General features: G+C 38.7%; 13 protein-coding genes. 1 reads left to right on the top strand and 12 read right to left on the bottom strand.

The window, feature by feature from the left end:
• Positions 1-4 precede the first annotated feature (4 nt).
• The 4 genes from ACVBAX_RS17725 to ACVBAX_RS17710 form a co-directional block, all read right to left on the bottom strand.
• A complete protein-coding gene (locus tag ACVBAX_RS17725) occupies positions 5-1,789 on the bottom strand; it encodes an ABC transporter ATP-binding protein (RefSeq protein WP_447118234.1) in 1,785 nt (594 codons plus the stop codon).
• Between the two features lie 22 nt (positions 1,790-1,811).
• Positions 1,812-3,575 carry an ABC transporter ATP-binding protein gene (locus ACVBAX_RS17720; RefSeq protein WP_447118197.1) on the bottom strand — a complete coding sequence of 588 codons (1,764 nt, stop codon included), beginning with the start codon at positions 3,573-3,575 and terminating at the stop codon, positions 1,812-1,814.
• A 97-nt stretch (positions 3,576-3,672) separates the two neighbouring features.
• The gene (locus tag ACVBAX_RS17715) at positions 3,673-4,101 is read right to left on the bottom strand and encodes a MarR family winged helix-turn-helix transcriptional regulator (protein WP_447118196.1); all 429 of its coding nucleotides are present in this window, start codon (positions 4,099-4,101) and stop codon (positions 3,673-3,675) included.
• Between the two features lie 145 nt (positions 4,102-4,246).
• Positions 4,247-4,693 carry a YfmQ family protein gene (locus tag ACVBAX_RS17710; RefSeq protein ID WP_447118195.1) on the bottom strand — a complete coding sequence of 149 codons (447 nt, stop codon included), beginning with the start codon at positions 4,691-4,693 and terminating at the stop codon, positions 4,247-4,249.
• A gap of 297 nt (positions 4,694-4,990) precedes the next feature.
• Here ACVBAX_RS17710 and ACVBAX_RS17705 point away from each other — a divergent pair, with 297 nt between their 5' ends.
• Positions 4,991-6,448, top strand: a complete 1,458-nt coding sequence (locus tag ACVBAX_RS17705; protein ID WP_447118194.1) for an aldehyde dehydrogenase family protein — start codon at positions 4,991-4,993, stop codon at positions 6,446-6,448.
• 189 nt (positions 6,449-6,637) lie between these two features.
• Here ACVBAX_RS17705 and ACVBAX_RS17700 read toward each other — a convergent pair whose 3' ends face one another.
• From ACVBAX_RS17700 to dctP, 8 genes are all read right to left on the bottom strand, one after another.
• A complete protein-coding gene (locus ACVBAX_RS17700; protein WP_447118193.1) occupies positions 6,638-7,780 on the bottom strand; it encodes a glycerate kinase in 1,143 nt (380 codons plus the stop codon).
• A 146-nt stretch (positions 7,781-7,926) separates the two neighbouring features.
• Positions 7,927-9,015 carry a tartrate dehydrogenase gene (locus ACVBAX_RS17695; RefSeq protein WP_447118192.1) on the bottom strand — a complete coding sequence of 363 codons (1,089 nt, stop codon included), beginning with the start codon at positions 9,013-9,015 and terminating at the stop codon, positions 7,927-7,929.
• 33 nt (positions 9,016-9,048) lie between these two features.
• A complete protein-coding gene (locus tag ACVBAX_RS17690) occupies positions 9,049-10,476 on the bottom strand; it encodes an aldehyde dehydrogenase family protein (protein WP_430773488.1) in 1,428 nt (475 codons plus the stop codon).
• A gap of 24 nt (positions 10,477-10,500) precedes the next feature.
• Positions 10,501-11,460 carry a transketolase family protein gene (locus ACVBAX_RS17685; RefSeq protein WP_447118191.1) on the bottom strand — a complete coding sequence of 320 codons (960 nt, stop codon included), beginning with the start codon at positions 11,458-11,460 and terminating at the stop codon, positions 10,501-10,503.
• The gene (locus ACVBAX_RS17680) at positions 11,460-12,314 is read right to left on the bottom strand and encodes a transketolase (RefSeq protein WP_447118190.1); all 855 of its coding nucleotides are present in this window, start codon (positions 12,312-12,314) and stop codon (positions 11,460-11,462) included. Before ACVBAX_RS17680 ends, ACVBAX_RS17685 begins: the two co-directional genes overlap by 1 nt.
• A 118-nt stretch (positions 12,315-12,432) precedes the next feature.
• Positions 12,433-13,707, bottom strand: coding sequence for a TRAP transporter large permease (locus tag ACVBAX_RS17675; RefSeq protein ID WP_447118189.1), 1,275 nt, complete (start codon positions 13,705-13,707; stop codon positions 12,433-12,435).
• Between the two features lie 4 nt (positions 13,708-13,711).
• On the bottom strand, positions 13,712-14,203 hold the full coding sequence (locus tag ACVBAX_RS17670; RefSeq protein ID WP_447118188.1) for a TRAP transporter small permease: 492 nt from the start codon (positions 14,201-14,203) through the stop codon (positions 13,712-13,714).
• A 59-nt stretch (positions 14,204-14,262) separates the two neighbouring features.
• The gene (gene dctP, locus ACVBAX_RS17665) at positions 14,263-15,282 is read right to left on the bottom strand and encodes a TRAP transporter substrate-binding protein DctP (protein WP_447118187.1); all 1,020 of its coding nucleotides are present in this window, start codon (positions 15,280-15,282) and stop codon (positions 14,263-14,265) included.
• Between the last annotated feature and the right edge of the window lie 40 nt (positions 15,283-15,322).

Genomic DNA, 15,322 nt, shown 5'->3' with positions numbered 1-15,322 from the left:
ATTATTAAGATGCATCCTCAAACTGACTATTATATAAATCCGAATAAAATCCATTTTTCAAAAGCAGTTCTTGATGCTTCCCACTTTCAATAATGTCTCCATCCTTCATTACAAGAATTAAGTCTGCATTTTTAATTGTTGAAAGTCTGTGTGCAATAACAAATGAAGTTTTGCCCACAGTCAGCTTATCCATTGCTTCTTGAATCAATAATTCTGTACGTGTATCAACAGAACTTGTTGCTTCATCGAGTATCAGCAACGGAGCATCCTCAACCATGGCACGAGCGATGGTAATTAACTGTTTTTGTCCCGCAGAAAGATTCGCTTTATCATCAAGTACTGTGTCATACCCATTAGGAAGGGTTGTAATAAAGTGATGTAAACCTACTGCTTTGCAGGCTTCCTCTACCTGATCAATAGAAACTCCTTTTCGAGAGTAAACAATATTTTCTCGTATCGTTCCTTCAAACAACCATGTATCTTGAAGTACCATACAGAATAGTTCATGGATATTTTGTCGTGTGAGGTTACTTGTTGGAACACCGTCGATTAAGATTTCCCCACTGTTCACTTCATAAAAACGCATCAATAGATTAATCAAAGTGGTCTTCCCTGCACCTGTAGGGCCGACAATCGCCACTTTTTGCCCTGCATTTGCCTTTGCGGAAAAGTCCTTAATAACCATTTTATCTTGATTATAACCAAAGCTAACATGCTTAAACTCCACATCACCTTTTGCACTTTCCAGTCTTAGTGTCTTTCCACCTTCATTTGCCAGTTCTTCTTCTCCAAGAAATTCAAATACACGTTCACTCGCAGCAGTTGTGGACTGAAGATTTGTGGCTGCTTGTGCAAGCTGTGATAGTGGCTGTGTGAAGAGACGAATGTAAATCATAAAGGCAACAATCACCCCAAATGAGATACTACCATTAACCGCAAGCACAGCTCCGACTAAACACACCACCACATATCCGAAGTTCCCGACAAACATCATGAGCGGCATCATTAGACCAGACATGAATTGAGATTTCCATGCGCTATTGTATAGGCGTGAGTTAATTTCACGGAACGTTTCCTTGGCTTCTTTCTCTCCGTTATATACTTTCACTACATGATGTCCCGTATAAATTTCTTCAATATGACCATTCAATTTCCCTAGCTCTTTTTGCTGCTGGGCAAAGTATTTTTGAGATTTTGAAATGATGTACGTCATGAGCGCAAACCCTAAAATGGTAGAAAGTACAGCTGAAAGAGCCATCATCCAGTTCGTGTAAAACATCATAATCAGTGACCCAACAAACATGGTAATAGCTGAGACCAATGTACTTAAACTCTGATTCATCGTTTGTCCAATCATGTCAACATCATTTGTTACACGGCTAAGGACGTCTCCTGTACTTGTTGAGTCAAAATACTTTAATGGTAATCGATTGATTTTCGTTGAAATCTCTGCACGTAATTTTTTTGACACTTTCTGAGTGACAGTGGCCATAATATACCCTTGGATGTAGTTGAATATAAACGCTAACCCATATAGAAAAGCAAGAATCGTTGCGATTTTAACCACAGCATCAAGATCAATTTTGGTCATCAAGCCCTCTGTAATGAAATCTGTAATTTGACTAAGCAGTTCTGGTCCAACGATATTGAAAACTGAACCTAACATAGCAAGGACTAAGGCAACAGAAATAATAGGTATATATGCTTTACAATACGATATGAGCTGTTTTAAGGAGGCTTTATTAATCCCATTTGAAGGGGACGGTCCCCCGTGTTGAGGATGTTTCATGGCATTAGTTTTATGATTTTTCTTACCCAATTTCAAGCTCCTCCTTTGACAATTGAGAATAAGCAATTTCTTGATATACTTCGCAATTGATCATAAGCTCTCGATGCGTTCCCATGCCGACGACTTCCCCATCGTCTAAAACAATAATTCGGTCTGCATCTTTAATGGTACCTATTCGTTGTGCCACAATGATCGCTGTGGCATCCTTAATTTCTTTTTTCAATAACGAACGCAATATTCTATCAGTCTTATAATCTAATGCAGAAAATGAATCATCGAACAAATAAATTTCAGGTTGTTTGAAAATCGCACGTGCGATAGACAATCTTTGTTTCTGTCCTCCAGAAATATTGGTACCACCCTGAGCAATCTCACCTTTGTACTGATTTTCCATTTTTTCAACAAATTCTGTTGCTTGTGCAATTTCTATCGCTTTTTTAATACCTGTTTCTTCGGATACGTTGTCTATGTTGTGACCGTAAGCTACATTGGAAGACACGGTCCCTCTGAATAAAACAGCTTTTTGAGATACATACCCGAGCTTATCGTGTAATGCTTCCTGAGAATAAGTTTTCACGTTCACTCCATTAATGAAAATTTCTCCCTCCGTTGCATCATAAAATCGTGGGATCAAATTTATTAATGAAGTTTTCCCACTACCGGTTGACCCAATAATGGCCAACGTTTCTCCTTTATGTGCGGTGAAGCTGACGTTACGAAGGATATAGTCTTTTGCGTCTGGGTATTTAAAACTAACATTACGGAATTCAATTTCTCCAGAAAGACCTTCCTTACCCTCGGTCAAATTTCCATCTATAATTTTTGCCTTTGTATTTAGTACTTCGTTAATACGTTTAGCAGAGACCGATGCACGAGGAAGCATAATAAACACAAACGAAAGCATCATAAAGGCCATGATTACCTGCACCGCATATGACGAGAATACAACCATATCTGAGAACAAGGATAGTCGATCAGGTACAGCAGCCTGGTTGATTAAAAATGCTCCAATCCAATAAATGACTAGACCGAGACCAGACATGATTAATCCCATCGTTGGCATCAAAATTGCCATCACTCGGCTTGTAAATAAATTCGTATTCGTAAGATCATTGTTCGCTTGGTCAAACTTTTCTTCCTGATAGGCTCCAGCATTATAGGCATGAACGACCCGAATGCCAGACAAATGTTCTCTTGTTACTCGGTTTAAATTGTCCGTCAAGCTTTGAATCACTTTAAACTTTGGCAAAGCGACAATAATAATGACGGCTAGCATGACAATGATAAACAATACGGCAAAACCAGTAGCAGCTGTCCATTGCCAGCTCTTCCCCATGATTTTAAGAACTGCCCAAACTGCTAAAATGGGAGCTTTGACTAAGACTTGAAGTCCAGTTGCAATTAGTAGCTGAATTTGTGTAATATCATTGGTTGAGCGTGTAATCAAACTCGAGGTGGAAAAACCATTAGTTTCTTCCATTGAGAAAGACATCGTCTTGTCAAATACCATTCCACGAAGACGAACAGAAAATCCCGCAGCAACTTTTGCGGCAAAAAAGCCAGTAATCATAGCAGCGATCATACTGCCTACTGCACATAGAATCATGTATCCTCCCTGAACGAGAACCTCACTCATCTTACTTCCTTCTGTTTGCACGAGCATAGTAATTTCATACATATAGTCAGGGAGTTTTAAATCAAGCCAAACCTGTGCGACGATAAACACCAAGCTGCACATAATTAATAACCAGTCTTTTCCCTGAAGATGCTTAAATATTTTTAACATTCATTTACCCCCTAACCATACATTTCTCTAAAAACCTAATAGTGTTAGATACTTTATTAATTAAAAGCAGACGTATATTATGTGCCTGCATCGTTGATTACTCATTTTCAATGGTAATGTCGGTTATTCTTTTCAAGATACGAACAAATTCTTTCGCATCATGTTCCCCAAGTTTTTCAAGTGTTTGCTCAATCATCGATAACGCCTCTTTGCGTTCCTCTTCCATAAAATGAATTCCCTCTTCAGTAATCGTGACAATGACAACGCGTTTATCATTAGCATCTCTGCTGCGTTTAATAAATCCTTTTTTGGTTAAGCTATTGAGTGCGGACGCCACACGAGGAGTAGTTAGATATAATACCTCACTAAGTTCACCTGAAGTAGCACTGCTCTTTGCAAACGTAAGGAATCCTAAAATTTTCTTTTCTCCATGCGAAATATCTTCCACTTTTTTCTGAAATGGCATCTTAGCTGTTCTCGTCATATTACGTAACAGCTCTTCCGCCAACTCTTTATAATCCATCATAAGCTCCCTTCTAATTTATCTAACCCTATTAGATAAATTACTCCTGTTCGACCTCTCTTGTCAAGTGAAATAGAAAAACTACCAAGAAATATTTGGTAGTTTCCCTATCAATCTATAAATAATCCGTCCACACAGCATCATACGATTAAACTATTATCTTACCTTTTGAAATAAAGTATTCCTGTAATTTTTCTGAATGAATATTATACGAAATGACCTTTTTCTTGAACTGTTTGACCACATCAATTGAATTCTTATCATGATAAAGATAAAGTCTTACATCGTTTTTCCCCATTTTCGCTTCAATCATGATGTGTTTTCCATCTTTATCTGGTGGTAAATATGAATGTTCTGTTCCTGGATAAATATAATATTTTTCCATAAAGATCGCTTCGTTAAAGTCCTTAATAAATACCATCTTCTCTTCATGATCTAAAGAATTTTCATCTATAGTGACAGAAACCTTTTGATCATCAAGCTTCGAGTGTGTTGCAAACTTGCTCATAATCCATTCAACTGCTCCTAGTGGAAGTACGGTTGGTAACACTTTAACTAAACTTATAAGAATTAAAAACAAAATAGTCCAGACCATATTTATCATCTCCGTAGTTATTTACAAATAACAATTTTTCGATGTTATTTTTTATATTTGAATAATAACATAAAACCAATTATTATTAACCAGAAATCTACAAGCCACTTTACTAAATGAAATTAACCACTTACTTGAGCCACTAGGAACAAAAAAACTTAACATTATTAAAAAGTTGCATATATAGCAATAAGGCTGTTTACAACCCAATTACATACTCATATAATTCCTAACATCACCTACTTGATTTTTGCCCAAAAATGAAAACGTATCAACAAAACAAGAGGAGGAATGAGTATGCAATCTATTAAGGTGTTAAACAAAAGTTATATTAATGGTGAATGGACGGAAGGTGAAAGCACACGAATCTATGATATTTTAAATCCCTACGACCGTTCTGTAGTCACATCTGTAAGATTAGCAACAAGTGAACAGCTTGATGAAACATTTAAGATAGCAAGGGTGGCTCAAAAAGAATGGGCTAAATCGAAAGTGGAAGAACGTAGAACAGTTCTCCAACGGGCTATCGACTATTTAACTGTGAACAAAGAAGAAGTTGTAAATACAATCATCCGTGAAACTGGTGGGACAATATTAAAGGCCAATGTTGAACATCACTTAGCCATTGATTTTTTAAAGGAAGCCATTAACTATTGTGATGAAATATATAAAATTAAAGAAATCCCGGGTTCCCCAGAAAAGTTAAATCATGTGTATAAGCTTCCTCTCGGGGTGATCTCTTCTATTACTCCTTTTAACTTTCCATTAAACCTTTCGATGAGAGCGATCGCTCCTGCCATTGCATTAGGCAATAGTATTGTTCATAAACCTGATATCCAAGTTGGGCTTTCTGGAGGTTCAATTATTGCAAAAGCCTTTGAGCATGCTGGTCTTCCAAAAGGTGTTCTGAATGTCATATTGACGGATATTGAAGAAATTGGTGATGGGATGTTAACTAATCCAAACTTGGATTTGATCTGTTTTACCGGTTCTTCTACTGTCGGAAGATATATTGGCGGAATTGCCGGTCAAAACTTGAAGCGTGTTGCACTTGAATTAGGAGGGAACAGCCCATTGGTTGTGCTCTCAGATGCTGATATAAACCAAGCGGTTAATGCTGCGATATTCGGTAAATTTATCCACCAAGGTCAAATCTGTATGATTGTTAACCGAATTATCGTACACCAAGATAAATATGATGAATTTGTTGAAAAATTTGTTGCTAGGGCAAAAGAACTTCCCTATGGAAATCCAAGTGACCCTCAAACAATCATCGGTCCACTCATTAATGAACACCAAATAACAAAGGCTCTTCAATATATTAAAGAGGCAAAACAGGAAGGTGCTACGGTCGCTTTAGAAGGAAAAAGAGTTGGAAATGTGCTGACACCATATGTATTCACAAACGTAAAAAATTCTAGCAAACTAGCACAAACTGAACTATTTGCTCCGATTGCTTCTATTATTAAGGCACAGACAGATAATGAAGCCATAGAAATCGCTAATGACACTGCTTACGGATTAAGCTCATCCATTTTCACAAGTGACTTAGCACGTGGCGAGGAACTAGCTCTTCAAATTGATTCTGGAATGACCCACGTAAACGATCAAACGGTAAATGATGCACCAAATATTCCATTCGGCGGCAATAAGGCAAGCGGTTTAGGGAGATTTGGTAACCCATGGGTTGTCGAAGAATTTACTTTGACAAAATGGGTCTCCGTGCAGACAACTGATAGAAAATATCCGTTCTAATATTTATAAAAACAATCATCAATAACTAAAAGGGAGTAGAATATTTTCGTCTCTACTCCCTTCACTTATAATCTATTGAATTATTATTAACTGCATCAGCATCTTGGTATATATCTCTATAGGACTTGAACCAATTAACACTCGTACTCTAGGAACATCAACTTTCATACCTTGGGAAACGCTTACTATTTAAAGGTCTGTATCACTTAATATCCCCTTCAGGAATGAAGCAAGATTTCTCGCTTGGTTATACAAAAGTCGCTCGGCATTGTTCATGCATTCCTCAAGAGAGATTGGGCCCACTGTTATGGAATGGCAGCTCATAAAATAATCACGCAGTTTCTCATGTCCTTCGCCCAAGCTTCCAGAAAGCAAGATTGTTTTGACACCTTCTTCATTTGCCAGATTCGCTATATAGATAGGTACTTTACCAAATAGTGTTTGAAAATCACTTTGTCCTTCTCCCGTAATAACAAAATCTGAATTCTTTATGGAATGTCTTAAATTCGTTACTTCGGCAACAATTTTCGAACCAGATTTCATTATTCCATTTAGCATGAGAAAGGCAAAACCTAACCCACCTGCAGCACCAGCACCATCTATGTGTTTTAATTCCGCACCTAATTGATTTTCAACAAGAAGTGCGTATTGTTTCATGGCCTGGTCAAACTCTTCCAGTTGATCGTGTTTGATCCCCTTTTGAGGACCAAAAACATAGGATGCACCATTCTTTCCACATAATGGGTTGGTAACATCGTTCGCAATTATAAACTTGCATTCTTTTAAGAGGGGATGTAATGAAGAAAAATCCACCCTTTTCACATGAAAAATGGATTCTCCAACTGGTGGCAGCGTCTCCCCTTCGTTATTAAAGAATGTTACACCAAGAGCTTGAAGCATTCCCATGCCACCATCGTTAGTTGAGCTTCCCCCAAGTCCTACAATAAATTCTCGATATCCATCCTCCATGGCATGTAAAATCACTTCGCCAATTCCGTATGTAGTTGTCTGCTTTGGGTTACGCTCCTGAATGGGGACCATTGGCAATCCTGAAATAGCCGCTACTTCAATGACAGCTGTTTTTCCATCTCCTAAAACACCAAATTCTGTTTCTATTAATTGTTGCAAAGGCCCTCTTGCTCGGACCTTAATTCGGTTCCCCTTAGTTGCAAAAACGAGAGTTTCGAGTGTACCTTCACCTCCGTCAGCCATTGGAATGATTTCTACATCTAGATCTGGTAGTTCCCTACTAAAGGCATCCTTGATAATTGTCCCCACTTGAAGGGCTGATAAGCTGCCTTTATAGGAATCTGGAGCTACTAGAATTTTCATATTCCCACCTTTTTCTCTGAATATTAGAACAATATATCATAGTTTCTGAAAATTCCCAATATTATTTATTAGTTTAATTAGCTCAATAAACAACAAAGTAACTACCTAATAGTAGCTACTTTGTCTAGTCCTTATAAAATGATTACTTATACTCTTGCATTTGATTGAGCCACTTCAGTATACAGCTCTACAACACGTGCCCCAACCTCTGAAGTAGAAGCATAACCACCCAAATCTGGAGTAAGTATAGAACCCTCTACTAGTGTTTGCTCCGTGGAATGAAGGATCTGCTTGCCAATATCCTCGAAACCAAAGAAGTCAAACATTTGACTGGCAGACCAAATAGCTGCTAGAGGGTTTGCTATTCCCTTTCCAGCAATATCTGGTGCTGATCCATGAATTGGTTCAAACATGGAAGGGTACTTTCTTTCAGGATTAATATTAGCTCCAGCGGCCAATCCTAATCCCCCTGCCAGTGCCGCTCCCAAATCGGTTAGTATATCACCGAATAAGTTCGAAGTTACTACTACTTCAAATCTCTTTGGATCCTTAATCATAAACATGGCTGCTGCATCCACTAAATAGGAGTAGGTTTTAACATTTGGGTATTCCTTACCCACTTCCTCAAACACTTGATCCCAGAAAACCATTGAATAGTTCAGGGCATTTCCTTTACTAATACTAGTTAAAGTCTTTCCTCCTCTAGATGCTGTTTCAAATGCATAACGAATAATTCGCTCGGTACCTACTCTTGAAAAGACACCTGTCTGAAGAACCACTTCCTGAGGCTTTCCTTTGAAAAGCCAGTCTCCAGCTCCTGCATACTCTCCCTCACTATTCTCTCGGATAAAGAGCATATCAATCGTATCTTTACTTCCTCCGACTATGGGACAAGGTGCACCGTTTAAAAGAGTAATAGGGCGAATATTTACGTATTGATCAAACTCTTTACGGATTCTTAAAAGGAGGTCCCAAAGTGAAATATGATCTGGAACACCTGGATAGCCAACTGCCCCAAGGTAGATAGCATCAAAGCTTTTCAGCTGCTCGATCCCGTCCTCATCCATCATCCTCCCGTGCTTTAAATAATATTCGCATCCCCATGAGAAATGTGTAAACTCGAATTTCATTCGTCCGTCCAGTTCAGCGATTCGATTCATCAGTTTGATTCCTTCATTAATCACTTCAGGACCGATTCCATCACCTGGGATGACGGCAATCTTAAAGGTTTTCATTTTAACCAACCCTCCTAAAATACTTTTAGACTATTAATCTTCGAGGTTTACTACAACGGTTACTGTTTCAACAAGTTCCTGAATGGCGTAAGCTGGACCTTCCTTGCCATTCCCACTTTCTTTTACTCCTCCATATGGCATCTGATCTGTCCGGAAACAACAGGTATCGTTGATTACAACTCCACCAACCTCAAGAAGGTATGGAATTTTATAAGAAAGACTTAAGTCAGATGTGTAAATACCGGCTTGAAGACCATATTTTGAATCATTCACCCATTCAATTGCTTCTTCAAGAGTATCGTATGAAGTTACAGTTACTACTGGGGCAAACACTTCCTCGTCTGACACTTTCATTCCCTTTTTTATATTTGTAATGACTGTCGGATAATAAATACTTCCCTCACGCTTTCCACCTGTTAATATTTCAGCACCCGCTGACGCCGCTTCCTCTACCCACTGCTCAATTCGTTCCGCTTCTTTTACACTAATCATGGGACCAACAACGGTTTCTGGGTCAAGAGGATCTCCTACCTTTAAGCGAGACACTTCGCTCAAAAATAGTTCAAGAAACTTTTCCTTTACTGGGTTTTGAACAAATATTCTCTGTACTGAAATACAAATTTGTCCAGCATGCGCAAATGCCATCTTAGCAAGTTTTGCGGCTGCTTTCGAAATGTCCGCATCTCCATGAACAATCGTAGCAGAGTTTGAACCTAGCTCTAATGTCGCTTTTCTTAAACCAATGGTTTTTTGTATATGTTTTCCTACTGCAGGTGATCCGGTAAATGTATAATGTGTAATTCTTTCATCGTTTAAAAGTTGTTCCCCTACAGTTCCACCGCTTCCTATTACACAGTGTAAGAAACCTTTAGGAACACCGGCTTGTTCTAACAATTCACATAGTTTAATAGCAATAGTGGCAGTGTCGGATGCCGGCTTTAGAATTACTGGATTACCTGCTGCTAAAGCTGGTGCTACTTTGTGCACCACTAGATTCAGTGGGAAATTGAATGGTGTAATCGCGGCTACTACCCCAACCGGCTTTTTTATTGTATATAGAAAGCGGCCTTGTACATTGTAGTTCGGTATGATTTCTCCGACTAGCTTTTTGGCTTCATCTGCAGCGATCTGTAGGGTAGAGGCTGAACGTCTCACTTCTGCCTTTGCGTCAGTAATCGGCTTTCCCCCTTCCTTCGCGATAATCTCTGCTAAAGCATCGACATCCTGTAACAATAGTTCAGCAGTTTTCATCAATACTTGGTAGCGGAAGTCAGCTGGAAACTGCGTATATTTATGTGCATAGACCGCTGCTTCGACTGCCTGATTTACGCTTAATTCATCAGCTATACAAATTTCAGAAAATAGCTCACCCGTAAATTTGTTATACACTTTGTGTGTGTTTGACGTTTCGACCCATTTACCATCTATAAAAAGTTTTTCCGTTACAATACTCGTTTGCATGCTTTCCAGTCCCCTCTGATTTGTTTATTTTTGTTTCTTCTTTAGTGCTTCTTTCACAACTTTAACGATATGTCCTTCAGAAAGCCCATACTTTTCAAGCAAATCGTCATTATTTGCAGATTCAGAGTTTACATCCTTCACACCTACACGTAACATCGGAACTGGACATCCTTCAACTAGTACCTCTGCCACAGCACTTCCTAGTCCACCATAAATACTATGTTCTTCAGCGGTTACAATAACTCCAGTGCACTCTGCTGCTTTAACGATTGCTTCATTATCCAAAGGTTTGATCGTAGGCATATGAACAACCGCAACTGAAATCCCTTCGGCTTCTAGTTGTTTCGCAGCCACTAATGAACGACTAGTTTGTGTTCCTGTTGAAATAATCGTTATATCTTTTCCATCTTTTAAGGTAGCAGCTTTCCCGAATTCAAACTGATACTTACCATCAACAATTACAGGATACGGATCACGTGCGATTCGTATATAGACAGGACCTTCGTACTTATGTGCAAACTCCATCATTTGCTTCATTTCAATGGCATCTGCGGGAGCAAGAACAACCATATTGGCAAGAGAGCGGAAGATCGCAATATCTTCAAGTGACTGGTGTGTTTTTCCTGTAACTCCCGTTAATAAACCGCTATAAGCACCAATCATTTTCACATCTAGCTTCGGCTGTGCAATTTGAACTTGTATTTGATCAATTGCCCGTTTGGACAAGAAGGCAGCAAATGTACATGCCCAAGGCTGTAAACCCGTTGTCGCAAGTCCAGCAGCAACACTCATCATATTCTGTTCAGCAATTCCCATTTGTAGAAACTTCTTTGGATTGCCATTAGCCACTGTATCTAATTTGGTAGAATTCGCTAAGTCACCATCAATCGCATACACTCGACTAGACTCCAAGGAAAATTTAAGTAGTGTATCGCCAAACACATCTCTCATTGATACATTTTTTTGTGGAACTACACTTTTCATTACAATGCCCCCATTTCGAGTTCTTTTTTCGCCTGATTTAGCTCATCATCTGTCGGAATACGCGAATGCCATAGATATTGGTTTTCCATAAATGAAACACCCTTGCCTTTTACTGTGTTTGCAATGATCATAACTGGTTTTGTCTTAACTACTCTCGCTTCATTGAATGCATGCTCTATTTCCTCTTGGTTATGGCCGTCAATTTCAATCACGTGCCATCCAAAAGATTCCCATCTATCTTTTGGGTCATGGATAGGGCTCTTTCTAGACTTCTCTTCTCCACTCCAACCAAATTGCTGCAGCTTATTATAATCAAGGATGCCAACTAAATTATCTAGTTCATATTTAGAAGCAATATCCGCAGCCTCCCACACTTGCCCTTCTTGAGATTCTCCATCTCCAATCATGCAGTACGTTCGGTATCTTTTACCTTGAAGCTTCGCCCCTAACGCAATTCCAACAGCCGCAGAGATTCCCTGACCTAAAGAACCAGTAGACATGTCAAGACCAGGTAGAGTGTTCATATCTGGATGAGCCTGCAAACGGGAATTTAATGAATCAAAGGTTTGGAGTTCTTCTACTGGTAAATAGCCTCTCAATGCCAAAACTGCATAAAGGCCAATCGCTGAATGTCCCTTAGACAATACAAATCGATCTCTTTCCTCATTTCTTGGATCATCAGGATCGATATTCATTTCATGAAAATATAAATTGGTTAAAATATCGGTTGCTGACATTGGACCTCCGATATGACCCGCCCCTGCATGATGAACGGTCTCAATTATCAGTTTCCTAGCCTCAGATGCTTTTTCTTTTAGTAACATTATTTTTTCCTTACTTAACGACGAATTCATAAAAAAATCCTCCTTTAGTTCCATTTGTATTATTTAGTTAAGCGCTTTACCAAAATGGTGAAAAATTAACAAGATAAGAAGATGAACTTATCTTGCTTTTTCAATCAAACAATTCTTGCTATTTTAAAAGAGAAGGCAGCCAAGTAGAAAGTGGTGGGAAGAAAGAAATCACTAGCACGTCTACGATTAAAATAAAGATCAATGGAATGACTGCTTTGGCAATTCTTACAATCGATAACTTCGTTAGCTGTGAAACCACGAATAAATCAATGCCAACTGGTGGTGTTACTAGACCAATTGCTAAGTTACACACCATTATGACCCCAAAGTGAACAGGATCTATTCCTAAATTTACTGCAGTACCTAGTAATAATGGCACAAAAATTAGGATTGCCGCTCCCCCCTCTAGGAACATACCAGCCACAAATAAAATGATATTAACGATAATTAAAAAGATATATTTATTTGTTATGACGTCTGAGATAGAACTATAAATCATACCCGGTACACCATTCATTTCAATAAAGAACCCAAATAATCCTGCCGTTCCAATGACTATCATAATAACGGAACTGCTTATAGCGGATTTCTTTAATGTATCAGCCACTTGTAATATGCTTAGGTCTCGGTAAACGAAATAACCAACTACAAAAGAATAAACAACAGCTACAACTGAAGCTTCCGTTGGAGTGAAAATACCCGAATAAATCCCACCTAGTACGATTATTGGCATCAATAATGCTAAAATTGATTCTTTGAAAGACTTTAATACATCCGGAAAACTTTTTCTCTCTTCCCCTTTATAACCATTCCGATTGGCAATAATATACGCACTTACAAGTAGAGAGAAAGTGATCAATAACCCCGGGAGAATTCCTGCAATAAACAGATCTCCAATTGAGACCTCTGCAGCCACTCCGTACAGGATCATAGCAATACTTGGTGGAATAATGATTCCCAATGCTCCGGAAACGGCTTGATTTGCTGCTGCATACTCAATTTTGTAACCTCTGGCCACCATGGCTGGAATCAGTATGGATCCAATAGCAGCTGTAGTTGCTGCTCCCGAACCTGAAATAGCCGCAAAAAACATGGATGTCACGATTGCCACCATGGCTAAGCCACCGGTAAAATGGCCAACAAGTGAGCTAGCAAAATTAACAAGCCTCTTTGACATACTCCCGGCACCCATTAAATTTCCAGCAAGGATAAAGAAAGGAATGGCCATCAAAGGAAAGGAATTCATAGAAACAAATATCCTTTGAGGAACAATTTCTAAAGGCAGTGTATCATGCAGCCACACTCCTAATACCGTAGACAACCCTAAAGAAAACGCCACTGGTACACTTAAGAAAATAAACACAAATAGTGAAATAAAAAATACTGGTAACATCCCATCACTCCTTTCTTCCTATAAACTGTTCTAAAATACATGTTATTGTATTTAACAGAAGCAGTAGCCCTCCAAGAGGTAAGGAAAGGTAAATAAAGAACATTGAAATTCCTGTTCCAGGAGCGATCTGATTTCCAAAACTTTGTGCTACCTTCCACCCATAGAACATTAATACGATATAAAAGAAAGTCGATATGAAATGCACTAAAATAGTTAGCCATTTTTTAGCTTTTCCTTTTAATACTTCTGGAAGAATTTCCACAGATATTAACTCGTTATCTCTAAGAGCTAAGGAAGAGCCAATTAATATCATTAAGATCATCAGAAACCGCGATAATTCCTCAGACCAAGCTAAGGAGGAACCTACTACATATCGTGCGATGACCTGCCAGAAGATAATGATTGTCATAAATGCCAATATAAAAGCTAAGGCATAACCAAAAAATTTGTTCAACTTATCGATCGTTCGAATATACATTCCGCTTATGCTCTTCATTTTTTCAACTCCTTAAGGGAGGACAATATTTCACCGTTCATATTGCCCTCAAGAGGATACTAATACTTAAAATTCTTAACTTTTTCAATCATTTCCTCACCAATCTTAGGTGCCCATTTCTTATATACAGAATCGGTCTTTGCTTTAAACGATTCCTTGTCAGGTTCTGTCAACTCCAACCCCTGTTCTTTAAGGAATTCAGCTGCTTCACTAATTTTGTCATCGTTCGCTTGTCTTCCAATTGGTTCTGCGTGCTCAGCTGCCTTAATAACAGCCTCTTGTTGCTCTGGTGTAAGACTATCAAACGTTTTCTTACTAATAGAAATCGGACCTGGGGCGTAACGGTCTTCTAATAATGCAACATGACTTTGAACTTCAAAAATCTTTGATGTTTGAATGGTTGCTAAAGAGTTAGAATGCCCATCAATAACCCCTTGTTGTAATCCAGTAAACACCTCAGTCCATGCCATAGGTGTAGCGTCCGCTCCATATGCTTTCCATGCATCAATCTGTAACTCATTTTCCTGCACACGAACTTTTAATCCCTTTACGTCGTCCACAGTCTTAATAGGTTTATTTGAAGATGTTGCAACAAAACCATTTTCAACCCAACCAAGTACTTTTACATTTGTTTCTGTTTCAAATTTTTGAGCAAGTTCATCCCCAATTTCACCATCTAACACAGCTCGTGCGTGTTCAAGATTGTCAAAAAGGAAAGGAAGATCAAACATATTAAATTCAGGAACCCAGTTACCCATTGGCCCAGCGGATTGAATGGCCATATCCAAGGAACCCATACCCATTAATTCAAACACTTCTCGTTCTCCACCAAGCGAGTTATTATAATGAATTTTTACGGTTAGTTGATCATCCGTTAATTCTTCTAATTCATCTTTGAAAGCCTTTGCTGCCACATCAAACTTTGCTCCTTCTGGCTCAGGAATACTTAAATCAAATATGATTTGTTTATTTTCTGAAGCATCAGCATTGGCAGACTGAGTTTCAGACCCACCTCCACATCCTGCTAACGTCATTGCTAGTACAGCTGCCAGTGTAGTCCCTTTTACCAGTTTCTTCATCTCTATTTCCCCCTTTAATTTTATAAGTAATCTCTATTGA

Source organism: Robertmurraya sp. GLU-23, assembly GCF_052983275.1.
The sequence above is the reverse complement of the archived record's forward strand: the minus strand, read 5'-3'. Positions and strand labels throughout refer to the sequence as shown.

Coding starts and splice junctions, on each gene's coding strand:
- ACVBAX_RS17725 (WP_447118234.1), bottom strand. CDS start 1,789: ATGAAACATCCTCAACACGGGGGACCGTCCCCTTCAAATGGGATTAAT.
- ACVBAX_RS17720 (WP_447118197.1), bottom strand. CDS start 3,575: ATGTTAAAAATATTTAAGCATCTTCAGGGAAAAGACTGGTTATTAATT.
- ACVBAX_RS17715 (WP_447118196.1), bottom strand. CDS start 4,101: ATGATGGATTATAAAGAGTTGGCGGAAGAGCTGTTACGTAATATGACG.
- ACVBAX_RS17710 (WP_447118195.1), bottom strand. CDS start 4,693: ATGGTCTGGACTATTTTGTTTTTAATTCTTATAAGTTTAGTTAAAGTG.
- ACVBAX_RS17705 (WP_447118194.1), top strand. CDS start 4,991: ATGCAATCTATTAAGGTGTTAAACAAAAGTTATATTAATGGTGAATGG.
- ACVBAX_RS17700 (WP_447118193.1), bottom strand. CDS start 7,780: ATGAAAATTCTAGTAGCTCCAGATTCCTATAAAGGCAGCTTATCAGCC.
- ACVBAX_RS17695 (WP_447118192.1), bottom strand. CDS start 9,015: ATGAAAACCTTTAAGATTGCCGTCATCCCAGGTGATGGAATCGGTCCT.
- ACVBAX_RS17690 (WP_430773488.1), bottom strand. CDS start 10,476: ATGCAAACGAGTATTGTAACGGAAAAACTTTTTATAGATGGTAAATGG.
- ACVBAX_RS17685 (WP_447118191.1), bottom strand. CDS start 11,460: ATGAAAAGTGTAGTTCCACAAAAAAATGTATCAATGAGAGATGTGTTT.
- ACVBAX_RS17680 (WP_447118190.1), bottom strand. CDS start 12,314: ATGAATTCGTCGTTAAGTAAGGAAAAAATAATGTTACTAAAAGAAAAA.
- ACVBAX_RS17675 (WP_447118189.1), bottom strand. CDS start 13,707: ATGTTACCAGTATTTTTTATTTCACTATTTGTGTTTATTTTCTTAAGT.
- ACVBAX_RS17670 (WP_447118188.1), bottom strand. CDS start 14,203: ATGAAGAGCATAAGCGGAATGTATATTCGAACGATCGATAAGTTGAAC.
- dctP (WP_447118187.1), bottom strand. CDS start 15,282: ATGAAGAAACTGGTAAAAGGGACTACACTGGCAGCTGTACTAGCAATG.